24 protein-coding genes are annotated in these 22,040 nt (G+C 68.9%); 8 read left to right on the forward strand and 16 right to left on the reverse strand.

The window, feature by feature from the left end:
• Positions 1–124 precede the first annotated feature (124 nt).
• From AB8M85_RS03550 to AB8M85_RS03560, 3 genes are all read left to right on the forward strand, one after another.
• Complete coding sequence (locus AB8M85_RS03550; protein WP_372697378.1) at positions 125–991, forward strand: methylenetetrahydrofolate reductase; 867 nt, start codon at positions 125–127, stop codon at positions 989–991.
• Between the two features lie 200 nt (positions 992–1,191).
• Positions 1,192–2,598 carry an aminomethyl transferase family protein gene (locus AB8M85_RS03555; RefSeq protein WP_372697379.1) on the forward strand — a complete coding sequence of 469 codons (1,407 nt, stop codon included), beginning with the start codon at positions 1,192–1,194 and terminating at the stop codon, positions 2,596–2,598.
• Between the two features lie 112 nt (positions 2,599–2,710).
• Positions 2,711–3,334 (forward strand): PadR family transcriptional regulator, encoded by a 624-nt coding sequence (locus tag AB8M85_RS03560; RefSeq protein WP_372697380.1) that lies wholly within the window; start codon positions 2,711–2,713, stop codon positions 3,332–3,334.
• Between the two features lie 17 nt (positions 3,335–3,351).
• Here the strand turns inward: AB8M85_RS03560 and AB8M85_RS03565 are convergent, their stop codons facing one another.
• Together AB8M85_RS03565 and AB8M85_RS03570 are read right to left on the reverse strand one after the other, a co-directional pair.
• Positions 3,352–3,609, reverse strand: a complete 258-nt coding sequence (locus AB8M85_RS03565) for a hypothetical protein (protein WP_372697381.1) — start codon at positions 3,607–3,609, stop codon at positions 3,352–3,354.
• The gene (locus AB8M85_RS03570) at positions 3,606–4,244 is read right to left on the reverse strand and encodes an ArsR/SmtB family transcription factor (RefSeq protein ID WP_372697382.1); all 639 of its coding nucleotides are present in this window, start codon (positions 4,242–4,244) and stop codon (positions 3,606–3,608) included. Before AB8M85_RS03570 ends, AB8M85_RS03565 begins: the two co-directional genes overlap by 4 nt.
• Positions 4,245–4,353: 109 nt before the next feature.
• On the opposite strand from AB8M85_RS03570, the gene AB8M85_RS03575 reads away from it, so the two are divergent.
• The 3 genes from AB8M85_RS03575 to AB8M85_RS03585 all read left to right on the forward strand — a co-directional run bounded on the left by AB8M85_RS03575 (position 4,354) and on the right by AB8M85_RS03585 (position 6,720).
• Positions 4,354–5,346: an LLM class flavin-dependent oxidoreductase gene (locus tag AB8M85_RS03575; protein ID WP_372697383.1), complete on the forward strand. Its 993-nt coding sequence runs from the start codon at positions 4,354–4,356 to the stop codon at positions 5,344–5,346.
• A gap of 131 nt (positions 5,347–5,477) precedes the next feature.
• Complete coding sequence (locus AB8M85_RS03580; protein ID WP_372697384.1) at positions 5,478–5,744, forward strand: hypothetical protein; 267 nt, start codon at positions 5,478–5,480, stop codon at positions 5,742–5,744.
• Between the two features lie 49 nt (positions 5,745–5,793).
• Positions 5,794–6,720 carry a LysR family transcriptional regulator gene (locus AB8M85_RS03585; RefSeq protein ID WP_372697385.1) on the forward strand — a complete coding sequence of 309 codons (927 nt, stop codon included), beginning with the start codon at positions 5,794–5,796 and terminating at the stop codon, positions 6,718–6,720.
• Positions 6,721–6,759: 39 nt separating this feature from the next.
• Here the strand turns inward: AB8M85_RS03585 and AB8M85_RS03590 are convergent, their stop codons facing one another.
• From AB8M85_RS03590 to AB8M85_RS03615, 6 genes are all read right to left on the reverse strand, one after another.
• Positions 6,760–7,107: a hypothetical protein gene (locus AB8M85_RS03590; RefSeq protein ID WP_372697386.1), complete on the reverse strand. Its 348-nt coding sequence runs from the start codon at positions 7,105–7,107 to the stop codon at positions 6,760–6,762.
• A 250-nt stretch (positions 7,108–7,357) separates the two neighbouring features.
• On the reverse strand, positions 7,358–8,554 hold the full coding sequence (locus tag AB8M85_RS03595; RefSeq protein WP_372697387.1) for an SH3 domain-containing protein: 1,197 nt from the start codon (positions 8,552–8,554) through the stop codon (positions 7,358–7,360).
• A gap of 154 nt (positions 8,555–8,708) precedes the next feature.
• Positions 8,709–9,530, reverse strand: a complete 822-nt coding sequence (locus AB8M85_RS03600; protein WP_372697388.1) for an IclR family transcriptional regulator C-terminal domain-containing protein — start codon at positions 9,528–9,530, stop codon at positions 8,709–8,711.
• Positions 9,531–9,664: 134 nt separating this feature from the next.
• The gene (locus AB8M85_RS03605) at positions 9,665–10,318 is read right to left on the reverse strand and encodes a 3-oxoacid CoA-transferase subunit B (RefSeq protein ID WP_372697389.1); all 654 of its coding nucleotides are present in this window, start codon (positions 10,316–10,318) and stop codon (positions 9,665–9,667) included.
• Positions 10,315–10,989, reverse strand: coding sequence for a 3-oxoacid CoA-transferase subunit A (locus tag AB8M85_RS03610; RefSeq protein ID WP_372697390.1), 675 nt, complete (start codon positions 10,987–10,989; stop codon positions 10,315–10,317). The genes AB8M85_RS03605 and AB8M85_RS03610 overlap by 4 nt, the downstream gene beginning before the upstream one ends.
• Before the next feature lie 13 nt (positions 10,990–11,002).
• Positions 11,003–12,208 carry an acetyl-CoA C-acyltransferase gene (locus tag AB8M85_RS03615; protein ID WP_372697391.1) on the reverse strand — a complete coding sequence of 402 codons (1,206 nt, stop codon included), beginning with the start codon at positions 12,206–12,208 and terminating at the stop codon, positions 11,003–11,005.
• A gap of 137 nt (positions 12,209–12,345) precedes the next feature.
• Between AB8M85_RS03615 and AB8M85_RS03620 the strand changes: the two genes are divergently transcribed.
• Both AB8M85_RS03620 and AB8M85_RS03625 read left to right on the forward strand, forming a co-directional pair.
• Complete coding sequence (locus tag AB8M85_RS03620) at positions 12,346–13,446, forward strand: enoyl-CoA hydratase/isomerase family protein (RefSeq protein WP_372697392.1); 1,101 nt, start codon at positions 12,346–12,348, stop codon at positions 13,444–13,446.
• A 2-nt stretch (positions 13,447–13,448) separates the two neighbouring features.
• Complete coding sequence (locus tag AB8M85_RS03625; protein WP_372697393.1) at positions 13,449–14,192, forward strand: IclR family transcriptional regulator; 744 nt, start codon at positions 13,449–13,451, stop codon at positions 14,190–14,192.
• On the opposite strand, the gene AB8M85_RS03630 is transcribed toward AB8M85_RS03625, so the two are convergent.
• From AB8M85_RS03630 to AB8M85_RS03665, 8 genes are all read right to left on the reverse strand, one after another.
• Positions 14,193–15,059, reverse strand: a complete 867-nt coding sequence (locus AB8M85_RS03630; RefSeq protein WP_372697711.1) for an ABC transporter ATP-binding protein — start codon at positions 15,057–15,059, stop codon at positions 14,193–14,195.
• A 46-nt stretch (positions 15,060–15,105) separates the two neighbouring features.
• Positions 15,106–15,879, reverse strand: a complete 774-nt coding sequence (locus AB8M85_RS03635; protein ID WP_372697394.1) for an ABC transporter permease — start codon at positions 15,877–15,879, stop codon at positions 15,106–15,108.
• Entirely contained in the window at positions 15,876–16,712 is an 837-nt protein-coding gene (locus AB8M85_RS03640) for an ABC transporter permease (protein WP_372697395.1), read from the reverse strand. Before AB8M85_RS03640 ends, AB8M85_RS03635 begins: the two co-directional genes overlap by 4 nt.
• Entirely contained in the window at positions 16,709–17,683 is a 975-nt protein-coding gene (locus tag AB8M85_RS03645; protein ID WP_372697396.1) for an ABC transporter substrate-binding protein, read from the reverse strand. The genes AB8M85_RS03640 and AB8M85_RS03645 overlap by 4 nt, the downstream gene beginning before the upstream one ends.
• Positions 17,684–17,747: 64 nt before the next feature.
• Positions 17,748–19,301, reverse strand: coding sequence for a long-chain fatty acid--CoA ligase (locus tag AB8M85_RS03650; RefSeq protein WP_372697397.1), 1,554 nt, complete (start codon positions 19,299–19,301; stop codon positions 17,748–17,750).
• A gap of 133 nt (positions 19,302–19,434) precedes the next feature.
• A complete protein-coding gene (locus AB8M85_RS03655) occupies positions 19,435–19,890 on the reverse strand; it encodes a MaoC family dehydratase (protein ID WP_372697398.1) in 456 nt (151 codons plus the stop codon).
• A 65-nt stretch (positions 19,891–19,955) separates the two neighbouring features.
• Entirely contained in the window at positions 19,956–21,152 is a 1,197-nt protein-coding gene (locus AB8M85_RS03660; protein ID WP_372697399.1) for an acyl-CoA dehydrogenase family protein, read from the reverse strand.
• Positions 21,149–22,039 carry an amidohydrolase family protein gene (locus AB8M85_RS03665; protein WP_372697400.1) on the reverse strand — a complete coding sequence of 297 codons (891 nt, stop codon included), beginning with the start codon at positions 22,037–22,039 and terminating at the stop codon, positions 21,149–21,151. Before AB8M85_RS03665 ends, AB8M85_RS03660 begins: the two co-directional genes overlap by 4 nt.
• Between the last annotated feature and the right edge of the window lies 1 nt (position 22,040).

A 22,040-nucleotide genomic window follows, 5' to 3' on the forward strand; every position in this document is an offset into this window, starting at 1 on the left:
GACGAGTCGCGACATTTACAATAACTTTTCAATCATTGAACAAACCATCTATCTTGAAATCCTCGACACTGGACGCACCCTATCGACGTAGGTAGGTTGTGTGGACCGACGCAAAGGATCCACCATGCCTTCCACACCGGGTACCCACCACCCCTCCCCCTCCGATCTGGTCCGCGGTTTCTCCCTGGAGATGACGGGCAAGGACAGCCCCGCACTGGCAGAGGCCGTCGGCATCATTCCGCCGGGGACCCACGTCAATGTCACCTACCTGGGCAACGAGGACCTGTCCATGCGGGTTGCCGCGGCAGCGGCGGTCCGCTCCGCTGGCTTCGACCCGGTCCCCCACATCTCGGCCCGGCGGGTGTTGTCCACGGCCGAGCTCGACCGATTCCTGCAGGCGCTGCAGGAGCAGGCAGGACCCAGCAGGGTCTTCGCCGTCGGCGGGGATCCGGCCGAACCCCTAGGTCCGTACCCGGATGCACTCTCGCTGATCACCTCGGGCCGGCTCGAGGCGCACGGCATCACGCAGGTGGCCATCGCGGGGTACCCCGAAGGACACCCCGAGATCGACGACGCCACCCTCTGGAAGGCGCTCCAGGACAAGGCGGCGGCATTGCACGACGCCGGGTTTTCGGGATCGATCATCACCCAGTTCGGCTTCGACACCGCCCCCGTGCTCACCTGGCTGGCCGAACTCCGCGACCGGGGCATTGACCTGCCCGTCCGCATCGGCGTTCCCGGGCCGGCCGGCATCAAGAGGCTCCTGGCCTATGCCCGCCGCTTCGGGGTGGCCTCGTCGGCGGGAATTGCGCACAAATACGGCTTCTCGCTGACAAACCTGCTCGGGACCACCGGCCCCGACCGGTTCGTTGCCGACCTGGCCGCGGCGCTGGTCCCGGACCTCCACGGCGAGGTGGGGCTGCACCTGTATACCTTCGGCGGCCTGCAGGCCACTGCCCGGTGGGCCGTGGAGTTTGACGCCGGGTCCTGACCGGCCCGGCCCCCGGTCGCCGCCGATCCGGGTGACGCGGACGGCCATCGGCCCACACCCGCGGGGCCGGCGTGTGTACCCCTCGACATAACTACCTCCATAGTCATAGGCTCGGACCGACGGCGTGACCCACGTCACGGCCAACCGGCAGACGCCCCCGCCGCCCTCGGCCACCCCCTCCCCCAGGAACAGGAATACCCATGACGCCCCAGAACCTCCAGGAAGTCCTCGACGCCGCAGGAAGCACGGTCGAGCTCCTGCGCAACTCCCAGATCGGCGCCTACATCTACCCCGTGGTCGCACCGGAATTCACGAACTGGCGCAGCGAGCAACGCGCCTGGCGCGAGACCGCAGTGCTCTACGACCAGACACACCACATGGACAACCTGTTCATCTCCGGCCCCGATGCGCTGCGGCTGATCTCGGACACGGCCATCAACTCGGTGGCCAATTTCCCAGTCAACAAGGCCAAGCAATACGTGCCCACCACGCCGGCCGGGCACGTCATCGGCGACGGCATCCTGTTCCACGAGGCGGACGACGAATACGTCTACGTCGGCCGCGCCCCGGCCGCGAACTGGCTGCTGTTCCACGGCGAGACGGGTGGCTACGACGTCGAGATCGAGGTGGACCGGCGCTCGCCCTCACGGCCGATGGGCAAGCCTGTGCAGCGGCGTTACTGGCGGTTCCAGATCCAGGGTCCCAACGCCTGGAAGATCATCGAGAAGCTCAACGGCGCCCCCGTCGAACAGCTGAAGTTCTTCACCATGGACTCCCTGCAGATCGCCGGGCAGACAGTGCGCACCCTCCGCCACGGCATGGCCGGCGCTCCGGGCCTGGAGATCTGGGGTCCGTACGAGTCCTACGACCTGATCCGCGACGCGGTCCTCGAGGCCGGACTGGAGTTCGGCATGCTCGCCGTGGGCGCCCGGGCCTATCCCTCCAACACCTTGGAGTCGGGGTGGATCCCGTCCCCGCTCCCCGGGATCTACACAGGCGAGGATCTGCGGTCCTACCGTCAGTGGCTCGGTGCCGACAGCTACGAGGCCACCAACGCCGTGGCCGGCAGCTTCGTCTCCGGGGACATCGAGGACTACTACCTCACGCCGTGGGAACTCGGCTACGGCTCCTTCGTGAAGTTCGACCATGACTTCATCGGCCGACAGGCCCTGGAGCAGATCGATCCGGCCACCCAGCGCCGCAAGGTCACCCTGGCATGGAACGCGGAGGACCTGGGCACCATCCTCACATCGGTGTTGGACACCGAACAGGAGCCCTACAAGTACTTCGACCTGCCCCTGGCCAACTACGGATCATCCAACTATGACCGCGTGATCGATGCCGACGGCAACACGGTGGGCCTGTCCATGTTCACCGGGTACAGCTCGAATGAACGACGCGGCCTCTCGCTGGCCACCATCGACCCGGGCATCCCCGAGGGAGCCGAACTCCGGGTCGTCTGGGGGGAGCCCGACGGTGGAACCGCCAAGACCACCGTCGAACCGCACCGCCAGTTCACGGCCCGCGTCGTGGTCAGCGCGGCGCCCTACTCGGTTGCCGCCCGCGGCGACTACCAGGGCGGATGGCGCACCGGGTACGCCCGGTAGCGGCGGTTCCCGGCATGGGTAGCGCAGTCCGCAGCGGCACCGGCGCCCTGCTGGCCGGCCCAGCCGCGGCCCCCGCCTATGATGAGCACACGGATCCCTGAAAGGTGCGCGAATGAGCCTGCGTTATGCCATCCTGGCGCTGCTGAACGTCGAACCGATGACGGGTTATGACCTGTACAAGCTGTTCGGCGAATCGGTCGGGCACGTCTGGTACGCCCCCGACTCGCAGATCTACCCCGAGCTGCGCAAGATGGAGAAGGAATGCCTGGTCGAGGGCGAGGACATCGCCTGGGGCAGGAACGGAACCAAGCGCCGCTACCACGTCACCGGCGCGGGGGCGGAGGCCTTCACCTGTTGGATGAACGAGCCCATGGGCTTCTCCCGCGTGCGCGACCCGGCTCATTTGCGCGCCGCCTACCTGGAGTGGGCCACGCCGGAGGCCGCGCGTTCGCAAATGCAGGACCACATCTCACACAACACGGCCCTGCTGCGCCAGTGGGAGGCCAAAATCCGCGAGATCGACACGGGCACCAGCGCCATGCTGAACCGCCGTCTGGAGGTCACGCCCGCAGGGGACCGCCACCGGACGGTGGCCTTCAAGCGCTTCGCCTATGAGGGGCTCATCGCCCGGGCGGAGGCCGAGATCGCGTGGGCCAACCGCGGGTTGCGCCTCATCGAGGAGCTCTACGGCAGCGAGCCGACCACCGCCCCGGAACTGTCCACCCCGCGACGGTAGCCGGCTCCACCCGGGTCCTACAGGCCGAGTCCGGAGTGCCGCGTGGCCAACGCGTCGGCGACCGCCTCCTCGCGGTCGTGCAACCGGCTGGCCCGGTCCCGGCCGCTGGCCGAGCGCAGGGCGGCGTGCCGTGCCGCGCGGCGGGCGGTGAGGTGCTCGCCCCAGTCGGTCAGTGCCGTTCCGGCGCCGATGAGGGCGGTGCCGAAGCCGTCGGGTTCGAGGATGCGCAGGGTCCGCGTCGGGACCGTGCCTGCCGGCAGGGTGCGGGTGATCATGTCGTTTTCTCCTGGTGTGCGGTGCCGGCGGTCCCGGGATGCCCCGGATCAACCAGCGGGAAGGCGTTGAAGTGCATTTGGACCGGTCGTGCGTCCGGTCCGCCGATGTCGCGGTATTCCTCGACGATGTCGCCGAGGAAAGCGACCACGCGATCGGAGATGTCGGCCAGCTGCTCGCGGGAGACGCGCAGGTTGGAGGTGTTCAGGACCGCCGCGTCCATCCAGTCGGCCCCTAGCGCCTCGTCGCCGAACCGCAGGAAATCCTCCAGCGCCTGCGCACGGTTCTGTTCGAACTGCCGGGCCACGATCCGCGCAGCCGAGATGGTGGCCGCGTCCCCCTGCCGGCTTTCCGGCCCCACGGTGATCGGGCCGGGAGGCCGTTCCCACCAGCGTTCCCGCGCATTGCCCTTGTCCGGGACTTCGCGGACCAGCGAGTGCTTGGCCAGCTGGCGCAGGTGGTAGCTGGTGGATCCGCTCGATTCCCCCAGCCGCTCGGCGAGGCCGCTGGCCGTCTGCGCCCCATACCGGGAGAGCATTTCCAGCAGCTGCAGGCGCAGTGGGTGGCTCAGCGCCTTCAAGGCCGGAAGGCCCAGCGGGCGGGCGGCGTGTCGAGCGGGTTCCTCAAGTGGTTCCATGAGCACAGCATACGATGCCAAAGAACTCTTTGCAACAGAAATTTTGCGATTGTTTTGCCCGCCGCGCTGCACGGGGAATGTTTGGGCACGACGCCGGGTTGTCGCCTACGTGAGCATCCCCCTTTCCCTTCTTGACCTCGCACCGGTTCCGGCCGGCAGCACCATCGCCGACACGTTTCGGGAGTCGGTCGAACTGGCCCGGGCGGCCGAAACGGCCGGCTACACGCGGATCTGGTACGCCGAGCACCACAACATGGCCACCATCGCCTCCAGCGCGACCTCGGTCCTCATCGGCCACATCGCCCAGCAGACCTCCACCATCCGCCTCGGCGCCGGCGGCATCATGCTGCCCAACCACTCGCCGCTGGTCATCGCAGAGCAGTTCGGGACTCTGGAGACGCTGTTCCCCGGCCGCATCGACCTCGGACTCGGCCGGGCGCCGGGCAGCGACCAGGCCACCTTCCGCGCCCTGCGGCGCGACCCCGCCGCCGCGGACTCCTTCCCGCACGACGTCCTTGAACTGCAGGGTTTCCTGACGGGGAACTCGCGCATCCCGACGGTCAACGCCTACCCGGGCGCCGGCACCGACGTGCCGCTGTACATCCTGGGGTCGAGCCTGTTCGGGGCCCAGCTGGCCGCCCAGCTGGGCTTGCCGTATTCGTTTGCCTCGCACTTCGCCCCGGATGCACTGCACGCGGCGATCGGCGCCTACCGCAACAACTTCCAGCCCTCCGAACAGCTCTCCGAGCCCTACGTGATCGCCGGCGTCGGCGTCGTGGCCGCCGAGTCCAACGAACAGGCACAGGTCCAGATGGAGCAGGTCCGCCGCGACCGCGTCTCCAGTTTCCTCGGACGCGGCCGCGAAACGCCCTTCACGGAGCCGGAGATCGACATGCTGATGGAGTCCGCCGCCGGCGAGCAGATCCTGAAGATGCTGGCCTATACCGCCGTCGGGTCCCCCGAGTCGGTGCGGGACTACCTCGAGGGGTTCGCACGCAGCGCCCACGCGGACGAGCTGATCACCGTGCACAACGCCTCGGATCCCGTCGACCGCCTCGCCTCGGTCCGGCTCACGGCCGGGGCCATGGGGCTGCGCGGCTAGTTCCTCCCGGACGACGCCCCGGGGGCGGTAGCGGAGCCCCGTTCCCAACCGCGTCGCCGCGTCCTACGCTGGTGGTGTCAGACGTGCCACCGGGCACCGGGCCCGGCACGCGGAGCAGGAGGGCAATGGCCATGAGCGGTACCTATGATGACACGGTCTTCGACGAGCTTCCCGAAGACGATCTCGACGAGCCGGGCGACGGCCGCTACGGGTCACCGGAGGACGGGTCCTCGGACGCCCCGGAGACCATGGACCGGATCGACCCGCTGCGCCGGCACCGGTACGTGGTGGACGAGCTGGACGACCCCGACGAGGAATCCGACGAGGAGTTGCTGGCCTCGCAATGGGAGCTCGACGACGAGGACAAGGCGGCGCGGGAGGACGACGACGAGGACTAGCATGGCATAGCATTGCTAGCTGTACCCTCGTCGACCCCCAGGAGCGCTGATGGTCAACCCCGTGCATCTGCGCACGCTCCTGGAGGTCATCGCCCACGGCTCCTTCGCTGCGGCCGCGGTCCCCCTCGGCTACACCGCCTCCGCCGTCTCCCAGCAGATGACGGCCCTCGAACGGGACTCCGGGGTCGTGCTGTTCCGCCGCTCCGCCCGCGCGATCGAGCCCACCGAGGCGGCGGCCACCATGGCTCGGCACGCCCGCAAGGTCCTCACCGACATCGATGCGCTGCTCGCGGCGAGCACGACGGCGGCGGGGGCCCCGGGTGCGGACCCCGCCCAGGAGCTGCGGCTGGGCATCTTCCCCTCGCTGGCCACGTTCGCCCTCCCCCGGCTGCTCGGCGCCCGCGACTGGGCAGGGCTCGGAATCCGGCTGCGGGTGAGCGTGGGCGAACCGCACCAGACGATCGCCAGCCTGCAGGCCGGCAACGAGCTTGACCTCGCCCTGGTCTTCCAGGTCGGCCAGACGGGGCTGGGCTGGCCGGGCACGATGGACCGGCAATGGCTCGGCGACGACGACTTCCGGGTCGTGGTCCCGGCTTCCTGGAAATTCGCCGATGGTGCGCGGGTCGATGCCGCCCAGCTGGCGAACATGCCCTGGATCATGCACCACCCCGGGACGTCGGACGCGACGGTCATATCCCGGCTCTTCGCCTCACTCGACCTTCATCCTCGCGTCATGGCCCACTGTGACGACTTCAACGCCTCCCTCCATCTGGCCTCCACGGGCCTGGGCGCAGCCCTCGTGCCGGCTCTGGCCATGCAGCAGAAGCCCGACGGCCTCGTGGTGCTGGACGTGCCGGAGATCCGCCTGGCCCGCAGCATCTTCGCACTACAGGTGGGCAGCTCGCGCAGCCCGAAGGTCGACGTGTTCATGGACCGGCTGGCCGCCGAGCTCCGGCAGATCAGCATCGCCCCCTGAGGCGGCGGAGGACGAAAGATGTCGTGCCTGCCGGCCGGTTCAGAGGTAGACGGCCCCGTCCTGAGCGACAGTTCCCGACGCACGGGTCAGGTCCGTCGGAGGAGCCTGGGACGACGAACCCGCTGTCCGGTCGTCATCCCGGCCGCACCCCTTGAGATACTCGATGGCCCCCTGCAAAAAATCGGCGTCTACCAGGCCCGCTCGGCGCAGATTGGCCAAATCCTTGGCCGTAAATTCCGCGATCACCGAGCCCTGCTGCATTTGGCGCAGGCGCACCATGGAGAGGTCGAACGCCGCCTGTGGCGCCCCCTCACCAACCGCCGGCGGCCAGTTGAACTCGGTGTGCGTGGCCGCCTTGATCAAGGCAATGTCGGAGTTGGTGAGCAAACCTCCCGATGAGAAGTCCCCCTTCATCTGGGAAACTGCGAACGAACGGGGGGACCGCGCCCATCAACCCTGCCGATGAGATGGAATTGATGGTCGTGGCTTCCCCCTGGCTGCGTGGACTCTTACCTGAGCACTATCGACCGCCCCCGGGCAAGGATTAGCCACACCCGCGAGCACCTAGCCCATCCGGAGTGACCGCAACGGCCGAAGGTGTTCAACTTTATCGACGGTCCCCGCGATCCCGGCCGTCTCAATCCACCAGGTTCTCCACATGGACGTGGTCGTAGTGCATGGTCGTGGCGTTCCAGCCGCGCGCGTTCAGATGCCGGCCCCAACCGCCCTTCGAGTAGGGCCCCCATTGCCCGTCCTGCCGAAGCCAGATCCTGTCGCGCCAGATGATGTAGTCGATGTCCAGCGAGGCGCGGTTCCGCACCAGATAGGCAGCCAGGTTGTTGCCATTGCGGATGCCCGAGGATGCGCTCCAGCCGCGCATCATGAAGTCCGACCCGACGCCGAGCCGGTGCCCGATGGACCCGTTGCGCAACGTGCCGACGGAGCTGTAGGTCCGCCCGTACCTGGCCTTGACCTTCTTGATCATCCTGGCGGTCACCGGCTGCAGATGCGGAGGGGCCTTCGTCGCGAGGTTGGTCAGCAGGGTGTTCTTGATCCAGCCGGTGCCCTTCGAGGTCTTCACCCGCGACCAGCCGTTGCGCCCGGACAGCACGGGCATCATCTCCCCGGCTGGCACCACCCCCAAGCTCCGCGTCGAGGTCGATCCCCCGGTGCGGACATGGGAGGCGTAGCGGGTCCAGCGGTGGCTGCTGGAGGGAAGGATGGTCGAGCCGGTGTAGCGGGTCGCCTTTTTCGACAGGTCCCTGGTCGGGACCCAGCCCCGGCTACCGGGGGCCTGGACGTAGGACCATGAACCCGAGGTGCGCAGCTGGGTGGCCTTGATTCCCTTGGTGAACGCCTGCAGCCGCTTCGAGGCGAAGGTTGGCTTGGCATACAGAGCCTGGGATCCGGCGAACCAGCGGATGGCCTTGGCCGCGCCGGGCTGGGGCTTGGCCGCTGCCGGCTTGGCCGTGGACCGCAGGTAGTCCGATGAAGCCCAGCCGGTCTTGCTGCCGTACCTGACCTGCCACCACGCCCCGGACGTCCTGCCGGTCCGGGCGACCACCGTCCCCTTCTTCATGACGCCCAACGACGGGTACTTCGTCCCGGCGTTCCGGCGCAGGTTCAGGTTCGCCGTCGTCTTCGCGTATTTCACGGTCTTGGCCGCGGGGAGGGCCTGCAGGGCCACCGTCGATGCGATCGGCGAGGCGACCGGGCGGAACGCGGCTGTCACGGATGGGGCGGCGGCGGCCGGCGGCGCCCCGCCGGCGGTGACGAGCGCCAGCGCCACGGACGCGACAGCGCCCTGGGTGAACAGATGGTTCCGGGTCGACATGCGCTGCTCCCCCGCCGCAGGTGCCGGCCGATGCCCACGCGCCGCGCTGGTGGCGGCGGACGTGGTCCGGCCGGAAGGTTACCGAGACTGTAACCCGTCCCGGCTCCCCAGACCACCCTTCACAGACGACATCCCCGCGAACCGACCACGGCGCTCAGCGTCGGGCGCGCAGCGCTTCCTCGATGCGAGCGGCGGCGTCCTGAAGCTGCGGCAGGATCTCCATTGCCTCGTCGGTTCCGTCTCCGGTCGGTGAGGCCCCGGGCAGGGTGCTCATCGAGACGTTCAGGGCCGCGGCGACGGCGCCGTCCGGGGACATGACAGGCACTGCGATGGAGCGCAGGCCGACCTCGAGTTCCTGGTCCACCAGGCACCAGCCCCGTGCCCGGACGGCGGCCAGTTCCCGGCGCAGGACCGTGGGGTCGGTGATGGTGTTCGGCGTCAGGGCCTGCAGCGGGCGCGCGGCGAGGGCGGCCTCGAGGTCCTCCGGGTCCAAGTGGGCCAGCAGTACGCGGCCCATGGAGGTCGCATAGGCGGGGAAGCGGCTGCCGACCGTGATGCCCACGCGCATGATGCGGCGGGTGTGGACGCGGGCGATGTAGACGACGTCGGCTCCGTCCAGGACCGAGGCCGAGGCCGATTCATTCAGCCGCGAGGACAGTTCCTCGAGCACCGGTTCGATGAGTTCGGTCAGGGTGTGCCCGGAGAGGAAGGAGTAGCCGAGTTGGAGCACCTGGGCGGTCAGCTCGAAGTGCTTGCCGTCGGTGCGCACGTAGCCGAGTTCGGCCAGGGTGAGCAGGAAGCGCCGGGCCGTGGCCCGCGAGAGGCCCGTGCGCTTGGCGACGTCGGTGAGTGTCATGGAGTGGTGCTCGGCATCGAAGGCGCGGATGACGTCCAGCCCGCGGGCCAGCGACTGCACGAACTGGCCGGCCACGGCAGGAGGCGGCGTGCCCGGGGTCGTCTCGACGTCGTACTCCATGGTGTCCTTCCGGAAGGGGCGCGGTGCTGCGGCGATCCCGCGGCAACCCACCCATCCTAAAGCCGGCGGCGGGGCTTGACGGGCCATCCCGCTGGGGCCGGCCATCCGGTGACCGGCCTTCGCGGGGACGTGCGTCAGGCCTGCTGCAGTTCCACCGGAAGGCGTTCGGCGAGCTCGTCGAAGCTGATGCCGTGCGTGGAGCGCACCGTCACGGTGCCGTCCTCGATGAGGAAGATCGCCGATTCGGTGTAGATCCGCGAGACGCAGCCCAGACCGGTGACGGGGTAGCTCAGCGTCTCGACCAGTTTGGAGTCGCCGGCCTTGGTGAACAGGCCCATCATGACCCAGGTGGACTTCGCGCCGATGGCCAGGTCCATGGCGCCGCCGACCGCGGGGATCGCGCCGGGGGCGCCGGTGTGCCAGTTGGCCAGGTCGCCGGTCTGGGAGACCTGGAAGGCGCCCAGGACGCAGACGTCCAGGTGTCCGCCCCGCATCATGGCGAACGAGTCGGCATGGTGGAAGTAGCTGGCTCCGGGGAGTTCGGTGACCGGGATCTTGCCGGCGTTGATCAGGTCGCCGTCGATGTCCTCGCCGGTGGCGACCGGCCCCATGCCGAGCATGCCGTTCTCGGTGTGCAGGGTGACGCCCTGATCGGCGGTGAGGTAGTTCGAGACGTTGGTCGGCTGGCCGATGCCCAGGTTCACGAAGGCGCCGGAGGGGATGTCGTTGGCGACCATTTCGGCCATCTCATCGCGGGTCAGCGCCGCGGCGGTGTAGCTGTAGCTCATTTGTTCTCTCCTGCGATCTGCACGACCGTGTCGACGTAGATGCCCGGGGTCACCACGACCTCGGGGTCGATCCCGCCGACCGGGACGATCTGGTCGACCTGGGCGATGGTCTGCGCGGCGGCGGTGGCCATGACGGGGCCGAAGTTGCGGGCGGTCTTGCGGTAGACCAGGTTTCCGAACTCGTCGGCCGTCAGCGCCTTGATGAGGGCGACGTCGGCCTTGATCGGGGTCTCCAGCACGTAGCCGACGCCGTCGATCTCGCGGGTTTCCTTGCCTTCGGCCAGCAGCGTGCCGTAGCCGGTGGGGGTGAAGAACCCGCCGATCCCGGCACCGGCGGCGCGCAGCCGCTCGGCGAGGTTGCCCTGCGGGACGAGCTCGAGTTCGATCTCCCCGGCCCGGTACGCCGTATCGAAATGCCAGGAGTCGGACTGGCGGGGGAAGGAGCAGATGACCTTGCGGACCTTGCGCTCCTTGATGAGCAGCGCCAGGCCGGCGTCGGCCTGTCCGGCGTTGTTGTTCACCACCGTCAGGCCGGTGGCCCCGCAGTCGAGCAGGGCGTCGATCAGTTCCATCGGCTGGCCGGCGTTGCCGAACCCCCCGATGAGGACGGTGGCGCCGTCGTGGATGCCGGAGACGGCATCTGCGGCGTTGGCGGCGATGCGTGGTGCCACGGTGGTTTCCCCTTTACTTGCTGGTGGTGTTTTCGAGGACGACGGCCAGGCCCTGGCCGACGCCGATGCAGATGGCCGCGACGCCCCAGCGCTGCCCGGATTCCTGCAGCCGGCGCGCGAGCGTGCCGAGGATCCGCAGGCCGGACGCACCCAGTGGGTGGCCGATGGCCAGGGCACCGCCCCAGGCGTTGACGATCTCCTCGTCGATGCCCCAGGCGTCGATGCAGGCCAGCGATTGCGCTGCGAAGGCCTCGTTGAGTTCGACGGCGGAGACGTCCTCCCAGCCGATGCCCGCCTTGGCCAGGGCCCGGTTGGCGGCCTCGACGGGGGCGAAGCCGAAGTACTGCGGTTCGATGGCGGCGGCGCCGCGGCCGGCGATGCGGGCCAGCGGTTCGCGGCCGAGCAGGGTCGCGGCCTGCTCGCTGCCGAGCCAGGCGGCGGAGGCGCCGTCGTTCATCGGGGAGGCGTTGCCGGCGGTGACGGTCCCGTTCTCGGTGCGGAAGACCGTGCGCAGCCCGGCCAGCGACTCGGGCGTGGAGTCGGGGCGGATGGTCTCGTCGCGGTCCAGGCGCACGCCCTTGCGGGTGTTGGGCTCGACGGGGACGACGAGGTCGTCGTAGTGCCCGGCGTTCCAGGCGGCGTCGGCGAGCTGGTGGGAGCGGGCAGCGAAGGCGTCCTGGCGTTCGCGGTCGATGCCCTCGCGTTCGCGCAGCTGTTCGGTGGCCTCGCCGAGGGAGACGGTCCAGGCACCGGGCATCTCGGGGTTGACCAGCCGCCAGCCCAGGGTGGTGTTGGCCAGTTCGAGGTTGTTCATCGGGAACGGGCGCTCGGTCTTGGGCAGCACCCAGGGGGCCCGCGACATGGATTCGACGCCGCCGAGCAGCATCAGGTCCGCGTCCCCGACGTTGATCTGCCGGGAGGCGATCATGGCGGCATCCAGGGACGATCCGCACAGGCGGTTGACGGTGGTGCCGGGCAGGGAGACGGGCAGACCGGCCAGCAGGGTGGCCATGCGGGCCACGTTGCGGTTCTCCTCGCCGGCGCCGTTGGCGTTGCCGAAGATGGACTCGTCGATGCGTTCGGGGTCCAGGCCAGTGGACCGTTGAACCAGGGCCTGGACGACATGGGTGGCCAGGTCGTCGGGGCGGCGCGAGGCCAGCGCCCCTCCGATCTTGCCGAAGGGGGTGCGGATTGCGTCGTAGACGTAGGCCTGCTGCATGGGTCTCCTGCCATCGAATGTTCACTGTATGAACTTAAGTTCGTATAACGAACCCTATCGTTTCTTGCCCCGGGACACAATGGGATCGCCTGCGTGATCAACTGGCTTGGCCTCCACGGCGGGGGTAGCGTCATTGAATGGGAATCACGGACTCGGCGAAGGGACGGACGTCAATGGCGCAGGCAGCGGAAACCGGTCCACCGGAGGCAGGGCACGTCCTGGCCGACGTCGCCGATGGCATCGGCATCCTGACCCTGAACCGGCCGCGCCAGATCAACGCCCTGACCCGTCCCATGGTGTCCACGCTGACACGGCACCTGGACGCATGGCGCGATGCCCCCGAGGTCGGCATCGTGGTGCTGCGCGGGGCGGGGGAACGCGGCTTCTGCGCCGGTGGCGACATCCTGGCCTTCCACACGGCCATCACCACCGGCAAGCAGCACGAGTTCCTGTCCTTCCTGGCCGAGGAGTTCCAGCTCGACGGGCTCATCGCCACCTACCCCAAGCCGGTGGTGGCCCTGATGGACGGGCTCTGCATGGGCGGCGGGGTCGGACTGGCCGGCCACGCCTCCATCCGCATCGTCACCCCACGCTCGGCCGTCGGCATGCCCGAAACCCACATCGGCTACTCCCCGGATGTCGGCGGGACGCACCTGCTGGGCCTCGCGCCGGGCCGGTTGGGTGAGCACCTGGCCCTCACGGCGTCCACGATGGGGGCCGGGGATGCGATCCATGCCGGATTCGCCGACTTCTGCATCGCCGACGACGGATTCGAGGAGATCCTGGCAGCACTGCCCGACCTCATCGGCCTGCCAGCACCCGACGTGGCCATCGCCCTGGAGATCCTGCATGGCGTCCCGGCCCCCGCTGCCCGGCTGGCGGGCGAGGCCGGATGGATCGACACGGCCTATGCCGGCGCGGATGTCCCGGCCATCCTGGCGCGACTCGACCAGAGCCCCTCCCCGTCGGCGGCCGAGGCGGCTGCGGCCATCCGCGGCAATTCGCCGTTGGCCCTGCAGACGGCACTTCAGGCGGTGCGCGCTGCCCGCGATGACGCGCACCTGCCCTCCGCCCTGGCCCGGGAACTGCGTGTGGCGGCCTACCTCATGCGGCATCCGGACCTGCCCGAGGGCATCCGGGCGCAGATCATCGACAAGGACCGCAATCCGCAGTGGACGCCGTCCGACCCCGCCCGCGTCGACCTGCGGGAGATCGCCGCGGCCATCGCCGCGGGATAGCCATGGCCAACTCACCGTCCGGCGACTCGATGCTGGACCGGTTCGTCAGGATCCTGGATGCCTTCGACGCCGACCATCCAGCGCTCACGGTCACCGCTCTGGCCCGCCGCGCGGCGGTGCCCCGCGCCACCGCCTACCGCCTCGTCGAGGAACTGGTCTCCCATGGCCTGCTGGCCCGGAACGACGACGGCGAGACCCGGCTGGGGCTGCGGCTGTGGGAACTGTCCAACCGCGCCTCGATGACCCGCGACCTGCGTCTGGTGGCCCTTCCCTACATGGAGGACATCAACCGGCTGGTGCAGCAGAACACCCAGCTCTCGATCCTGCACGAGGAAGAGGTGCTGATCGTCGAGCGCCTCTCGCGCCCGGGCGCGGCGGTCAACCAGGCCCACGTGGCCGGACGCATGCCGGTGTTGCGCACGTCGATGGGCATGGCCCTGTTGGCCTTTTCCCCGCAGCACGTCATCGAGGGGTTCCTCGAACGCCACCATCAGGACGCCCTGGCCCTGCACCCCGACTTGCGGCGGACGCTGGCCCACATCCGCCTCACCGGCTACGCGACGTTGGCGGGGTTCACCGACCCGGGGACCACGGGCGCAGCGGTGCCCATCCTCGACGAGCGGCGCCACGCGGCGGCCGTGATCTCGGTGGTCGTGCCCACGGAGTCCGACCTCTTGCCGGCCGCGGTCATGGCCCTGCGGACCGCGGCCGGCGGCATCGCCCGCGCCCTGGCGGGAACCGTGTAGCTACGCGGCGGCGTCGGGCCGGTGCCCGCGCTTGGCGCGCTGGATCTCCTCGTACACGTGGTGGCGCAGTTCGGTGAACCGCGGCAGTGAACGGGTTTCGAGCTGGTCGCGCTCGGAGGGCAGGTCGATGACCAGGTCCTCCTGCACGACCGTCGGGGACGAGGAGAGGATGATGACCCGTCCGCCGAGGTAGATGGACTCGTCGATGTCGTGCGTGACGAACAGGACCGTCATGCCCAGGTCCTTCCACAACCGGCGGACCAGGTCCTCCAGATCGGCGCGGGTCTGGGCGTCGACGGCCGCGAACGGCTCGTCCATCAGCAGGACCTCGGGCTGGTAGGCCACGGCCCGGGCGATGGCCACGCGTTGCTGCATGCCCCCGGAGAGCTGCCAGGGGTACGAGCGCGGCACGGCCTCCAGCCCCACCGCTTCCAGCGCCTCGGCCACGCGCGCCTTGCGCTCGGCCTTGGGCACGCCCGCGTTCTTCAGCGGCAGCTCGACGTTCTCGGCCACGCGCAGCCATGGAAAGAGCGACCGCCCGTACTCCTGGAACACCACGGCCATCTTCTTCGGCGGCCCGGTCACCTTCGCCCCGTCGAGCAGGATCTCCCCGTCGGTGGCACCGAGCAGGCCGGCGATGCACTTGAGCAGCGTCGTCTTGCCCGACCCCGAGGGCCCGACCAGGCAGGCGAGCTCGCCGCGGGCCAGGTCGAACGTCAGGTTCCGCACCGCCTCGATGTCCCCGCCGTCGGTGTGGTAGACCTTCTTGAGCCCGCGGACGGAGAGCAGCGCCTCTCCTGCGGGAAGTGTCCGTCCGGCCGGTGCCGCGGCCGATCCGGCATCGGGGGTTGCTGGCGTGCCGACCATTGCGGCTGCCTCCTGTCGAGTGGTGCGTTGGATGAACAGCGGCGACTCAGACTGCATTTTCTACCTCTTTCAGGCCGTGGTACCAGCGCAGCACGCGCCGTTCGGCCCATTGGAAGATGAAGGACATGACCACGCCGATGAGCCCGAGCACGAGGATGCCCGACCACATCTGCGGGATGGCGAAGGAACGCTGGAACTGCACGATGGTGAAGCCCAGCCCGGAGTCGGAGGCGAACATCTCGGAGATGACCATGAGGATCAACCCGATGGACAGGCACTGCCGGATCCCGGCCATGATGACCGGCATCGCCGAGGGCAGCACCTGGTAGCGGATGCGCGCCAGGCCCGAAATCCCATAGGAACGGGTCGTCTCGTTCTGCACCGGGTCGATGGAGCGGACCCCCTCGATGGTGTTCAGCAGCACCGGCCAGATGGCCCCGGAGACGATGACGGCGATCTTCATCGAGTCGTTGACGCCGATCAGCAGCATCAGCACCGGGATCAGCACCGGTGGCGGCAGTGCCCGGAAGAACTCGAAAACCGGTTCGGTCAGGCCACGCAGGGTCCGGCTCAGGCCCACCAGCAGGCCCAGGACGATGCCCAGGACGATGGCGAGCACGACGCCGGCGACCAGGCGGCCGATGCTGGGCACCACGTCCGTGCCGATCCGCCCCTCGAACCAGGTGGGCCCGAAGATGTCGACCAGTTGCGCCGGGGTCGGGACGAAGAAATTCGGCTCACCGGAGGTCCCGATCCACCACCAGGCCACCAGCAGGACCGGCAGTGCCAGCAGGTATCCGGCTGTTTTCAGTGTTTTCATGCTGTTGCCTCCCCGCGGATCGAGGGGTGCCAACCCAGGATCCGCCGTTCGATGACGCGCATGCCGACATTGATCAGCACGCCGAGCAGGCCCGTGGCCACGATCAGGGCATACATCCCGGAGATCGCGCCGCCCGATTGGGCCAGCGCGATCTCCCGGCCCAAACCGGGCGAGCCGATGATCAGTTCAGCGGTGATCGCCAGGATCAGCGCGACGGCGGCGCCCAGCCGCAGCCCGGTCATCAGGTACGGAAGCACCGTGGGGAAGATGACGTCCTTGATGCGCTGCCAGGCGGAGAAGTTGTAGGACTTGGCCGTCTGCATCGCCACGTTGTCCACGTCGGCCACCCCGTAGAGGACCTGGATGAGCACCTGCCAGAAGCAGGCGTAGACGATCAGCAGCAGGGACGACTCGAGGTCTACCCCGTAGAGCAGCACGGCCAACGGGATCAGCGCCACCGAGGGGATCGGGCGCAGGAACTCGATCGTCGAGTTGGTGAAGCGGCGCAGGAACGCGGAGTTGCCGATGACCATCCCCAGGACCAGGGCCAGCACGCTGGCCATGGCCAGCCCGAGCGCCCAGGCCAGCAGCGTGTCACCGACAGAGACCCAGAAGGCTGTCATGCCGAAGTCCCCGACGAGCGCGATGATGACCTCCGACGCCGGCGGCAGGTACTTTGCCTCGACGATGCCCAGGATGGGCAACAGTTCCCAGGCGCCCAGGAACACGACCACGCCGATGGCGCCCAGCGCCCAGTTGGGCAGGCCGGCCGCGGTGCGGCGGGCGCGCCGGCGGGTGGCTGCTACCGGTGCCTCGATGGTTGCCTGGCTCATGGCAGCAACGCATCGAGGTCGGGGGCCTTTTGCAGGGTCCCGTACTTCACCGCGGCGTCGCCGAGCTTCTGGGCCGCTTCACGGTTCATCTCGACCCGGAACGTCGGCAGGATCAGCTTCTTGCGGGTCTCGGCGTCGATCTTGGTGTAGGTGCCCACGATGTCGCGGACCTTGTCGGGGTTCTCCTGGGCGAATTCCAGGGACTTGTTCATGGCGCGCTGGAACTTCTCGCCCAGCTCCGGGTTCTTGTCGAGGGACTCCTGGCTGGTGAAGTATGCGGCGATGTCCAGGTTCGGGTCGAAGTCGGTGAAGTTGTTGCTGATGACCCGCGCCCCGTCGTCGACCGATTGGGTCAGGAACGGGTCCAGGATCCATGCGGCGTCCACGACGCCGTTGTCCAGGGCCGCGGGCGCGTCGGGGAACCCGACCTCGACGAAGTTGATGGCATCCGGGTCCCCGCCGTCCTCCTCCACGACGTTCTTGATGGTCGTGTCCCCGATGTTCGAGAGGTTGTTCACGGAGACCTTCTTGCCGGCCAGGTCCTTCGGCGACTTGATGGCGGAGTCGCCGGGGACGACGACGGCGCCGAAGTCGTGGTCGGTTCCGGTGGTGCTGTTGCCATTGGCGACGATCTTCATGTCCAGGCCCTTGTCGTTGGCCACCATGAGGGAGACGAGGTTGGAGAAGGCAAAGTCGTAGCTGCCGGATTGGATGCCGGGGATGATCGCGGCCCCGCCGCTGGCGGTCTGGATGTCCAGGTCGAGGCCCTCGTCGGCGAAGAAGCCCTGCTCGTCGCCGAGCCAGATCGGCGCGGTGTCGACGATGGGGATGACCCCGACGGTCACCGGCGTCAGCTGGCCTCCCCCCGATGCAGCCGCGTCGTCGGCCCCTCCACTAGGCGAGCCGGAACCGCAGGCCGCCAGGCCCAGGACGGCGATGGCGGCAACCGTGGTTTTCAGGATGTTCTTCATGTGTGCCTCTTCCTCACAAGGTGCTGGCCGCCGGGGCAGGTCCGCCGGCGGGTGATTCCCCCCGTCACCGTGGACCGGCGCCGGTACTTTCTGCTGCCTGGCGGCCAGGGGCTCGGCGCAGGTCGGATTTGCGGATCTTGCCGCTGGCGGTGCGTGGCATTTCGCCGACGAACTCGACAGTGCGCGGGATCTTGTAGCGGGCCAGCCGGCCGTCGAGATGGGTCCGCAGGGCCTCCGCATCCAGCACGGCGCCCTCGGCAAGCTCGATGACCGCCTTGGGAACCTCGCCCCACTTCTCGTCGGGGATGCCGATCACGGCGGCCGAGGCGACCTGGGGCAGCTCCAGGATGACGGTCTCGACCTCGGCCGGGTAGATGTTCTCCCCGCCGGAGATGATCATGTCCTTGAGCCGGTCGGACACGTAGAGGAACCCCTCCCCGTCGAGGTGTCCGATGTCCCCGGAGCGCAGCCATCCCCCGTCCACGACGGTCCGGGCGCTCGCCTCGGGGAGGTTCCAGTATCCGGAGGTGACGTTCGGGCCGCAGATCTGGATCTCCCCGTCGGTTCCGGCCGGGGCGACCCCGCCGCCGGGCTCCACGATGCGCACGTCGGTGAAGAAGTGCGGCAGTCCCGAGGACCCTGCCTTGGCGCGCGAGTGCTCGGCCAACAAGGCCGTGGCCCCGGGCGCGGTTTCGGTCATGCCATAGCCGTTGGAGAAGGACAGCGCACGGGCCTCGAAGGCGTCGGAGACGCGCGAGGGCACCGCGGAACCCCCGCAGGTGAGCTTGACCAGGGACGAGATGTCGGTGGCCGCGAAGGCGGGGTGCTCGGCCAGCATCTGGAAGGTCGTCGGGACTCCCGAGAGGCTGGTGATCCGGTACCGCTCGATGGCGGCGAGCACCTCGCCGGGTTCGAAACGCTCCTGGAGCACCAGGGTCCCTCCCTTGAGCAGGGTCGGCAGGGCTCCCATGCCCAGCGATGCCACGTGGAACATCGGGGCGATCATCAGGGCGACCTCGTTGGTGGGCACGTCGTAGTCCACGATGACGTTGATGCTGTTCCAGGTCATGTTGCCGTGGCTGAGCACCGCACCCTTCGGCCGGCCGGTCGTCCCGGAGGTGTAGAGGATGATCGCGGGGTCCTCCAGCGATACCGGAGCATCCTGGGCGATGGGTTCGGCGGCGGCGATCGCGTCCTCGTAGGCCTCGATGCCGGGGACCGCGCCGCCAACGGCCAGGCGGGATTCCACGGTGGTCCCCTCGGTGGCCTGCTCGGCCGATGCGGCCAGGCCGGCTTCGTGGATGAGCAGCCGGCTGCCGGAATCGGTGAGCTGGTAGGCCATCTCTCCCGGTGCCAGCCGGGTGTTCAGCGGGACGAAGACCGCGCCGGCGAGCCCGGCGGCGAAGAGTGTCTCGAGGAACGCCGGATGGTTGTTTCCCAGGTAGGCGATGCGGTCCCCCGGGGCGACGCCACGGGCTTGGAGGGCACCGGCCAGCCGGTCCACCCGGTCGGCCATGGCGGCGTAGCCCAGTTCACGGCCGGCGTGGATGACGGCGGCCTTGTCCCCCGACTTCACCTTGCGCTTGCGGATCCACGGACCCAGCCCGGCGTTGCGCATGTCCACTCTCCTTCGATGTCCGGCCGTTGCCCGTGGGCCCGGCCCGCGTGGCGGACGTGATATGCGCCACGCTTAAATAAGGTTATGTTCAACTATTGAGAAAATCAATATGTTTCTGCGGTCCCGGTGCAACTCAGGCGTAGAAGCGGTACAGCCCCCGGGAGACGACGGCAGGCTTGGTGCCGCCTTCGACCTCGACGACCTGGTCGACCGCGATCTGGTAGCCGCCGGCGACCTCGTCGACCGAGGCGATGGTCGCCTTCATCCGGATGCGCGCGCCCACGTGCACCGGCGACGGGAACCTGACCTTCTCCAGGCCGTAGTTGACCTTGGTGGTGACCCCGTCGACCTCGAAGAGCTCGGCCCAGAAGGGGATCTGCAGGCTCAGGGTGAGGTAGCCGTGGGCGATGGGGCCCCCGAACGGGCCGTCCTTGGCCCGCTCGGGGTCGGTGTGGATCCACTGGTGGTCGTCCGCCGCGTCGGCGAAGGTGTCGACCTGATCCTGGCTGACGGTGCGGTATTCGCTGTAGCCGAGGTCGGTTCCGGCGGCCTGGGCGAGGTCCTGGTAGTTGATGACGGTCTGGGGCATGGTGTTCTCCTCGATGGGCGGATGGGGCGGTGGTGTTCCAGCCCTGATGGTTGGTGGGGTGGTGGTCAGCGGAAGGCGGCGATGCCCGTGATGGAGCGGGCCACGACCAGTGCGTTGATCTCGTGGGTCCCCTCGTAGGAATAGAGGGCCTCGGCATCGGCGTGGTACCGGGCCAGGTCGTTGGCCAGCAGGATGCCGTTGCCTCCGGCGACCTCGCGCGCCAACGCCGTGGTCTCGCGCAGGGTGCGCGCCGTGTGCATCTTGGCCAGCGACGAGTCCTCGTCACGGTAGATGCCCGCGGCCTGGCGTTGGCTCAGGCGGACGACCATCGCCAGGCTGGCGGTCACGTTGCCGAGCATGTGGGCCAGCTTCTCCTGGATGAGCGCGAAGCGGGCCAGCGGTTGGCCGAATTGCCCGCGTCGGCCGACGTAGTCGACCGCGGCTTCGTAGGCCCCGGCCGCGACGCCGGCGGCGCTCCAGGCCACGTCGGCGCGCATTCGGCGCAGGCAGGCCGCGACGTCCTTCCACGAGTTGATGTTCGGCAAGCGGGCGGCTTCGTCCACCACGACGCCGGTGAGGGTGATGTCGTAGTTCTGCATGATGCGCAGGCTGGCCTTGCCGTGGATGACGTCGAGTCGCACGCCCTCGGCGTCCGTGGGCACCAGGAAGCATTTGATCTGTCCGTCGTCGGCGTCGCGGGCGAAGACCGCCATGACGTCGGCCTGGCCCGCGCCCCCGATCCACCGCTTGGCCCCGTCGATGGTCCAGTGTCCGGTCGCGGGGTTGCGGCGGGCGCTGGTCGCGAGGCCACCGGCGATGTCGGAACCGTGGTCGGGCTCGGTGAGGGCGAAGACGCCCCGCCAGGAGAAGTCGCGGATCCTGGCATCGAGTTCCTCCGCCTGCTCGGGGGCGGCACCATAGGCCACCGTCGTGCGGAAGAGCCCGGCCTGGGCGTTGTACCAGGTGAGCACCGAGGCGTCGACGCGCGCGATTTCGAAGGTCCGGAACCCTGCATACAGGGAGCTGGGCTGCTGCCCGGCCTCGGCCACCTCGATCGGGTCCATCAGCCGCGCGCCGGCCAGCGGCGCGTCGATGTCGGCGGGGAACTCGCCCCGGTCCCAGCTCTCGGCCAGGACGGGCCGGACGTGCTCGTCGAGCAGGCCGCGCAGGCGCAGCAGCGCGGCCCGCTCTGCGTCGGTGAGCAGTTCGGCGAACCCGTACACATCCGCGCGGTGGAAGGCAGCCGTCGCGTGCGGGTTCATGGCCGGCCCAGACCGAGGACCCGGACGGCATTGTCCTTGAGGATGCCCGGGCGCACGGCGCCCTTCAGGGGAAGGTCGTCGAAGGCGGACATCCACTGCTGCGGGGTGATCAGCGGGAAGTCGGTGCCGAAGAGCAGCTTGCCCGCGAGGATGTTGTTCCCGCGCTTCACCAGCGACTCCGGGAAGTACTTCGGGCTCCAGCCGGAGAGGTCGATGTACACGTTGGCCTTGTGGGTGGCGATCGAGTTCGCCTCGTCCTGCCAGGGCACCGAGGGATGGGCCATGATGATGGTCAGACCCGGGAAGTCGGCGGCAACGTCGTCGAGCAGCAGCGGGTTGGAGTAGCGCAGCTTGATGCCCCGTCCGCCCGGCAGCCCGGCACCCATGCCGTTCTGGCCGGTGTGGAAGATGCAGGGCAGGCCCAACTGCTCCAGCTCGCGCCACAGCGGGCGGAACTCGTCGTCGCTGGGGTCGAAACCCTGCAGGGAGGGGTGGAACTTGAATCCGCGCACGCCCAGCTCGTCGGCCTGGCGTCGGGCCTCCACCAAGGCCGCGCCGCCGGTCCGCGGGTCGACGGACCCGAAGGGGATGAGGACGTCGTGGTGGCGCGCGCAGCCGGCCACCAGGTCGTCGATGGAGTTCGGGGCGTGGCCCAGGGCGGTGCGGGCGTCGACGGTGAACACCACCGCCGCCATCCCGGCGCCGCGGTAGATCTCGGCGATGCGGTCGATTGAGGGGGTGCGCTCCTCGGACTTGAAGTACGCGGCCGAGGCCTCGAAGAGGTCCTCGGGCATGGAGCGGTGGCCATGCGAGTCCTCCTCGAGGTGGACGTGCATGTCGATCGCGGAGACCGCATCGAGGTCGATGGCCGGTTCGTAGACGGGCATG

This window comes from Arthrobacter sp. JSM 101049, assembly GCF_041679245.1.
In the GTDB taxonomy this organism is placed as follows: domain Bacteria; phylum Actinomycetota; class Actinomycetes; order Actinomycetales; family Micrococcaceae; genus Arthrobacter_H.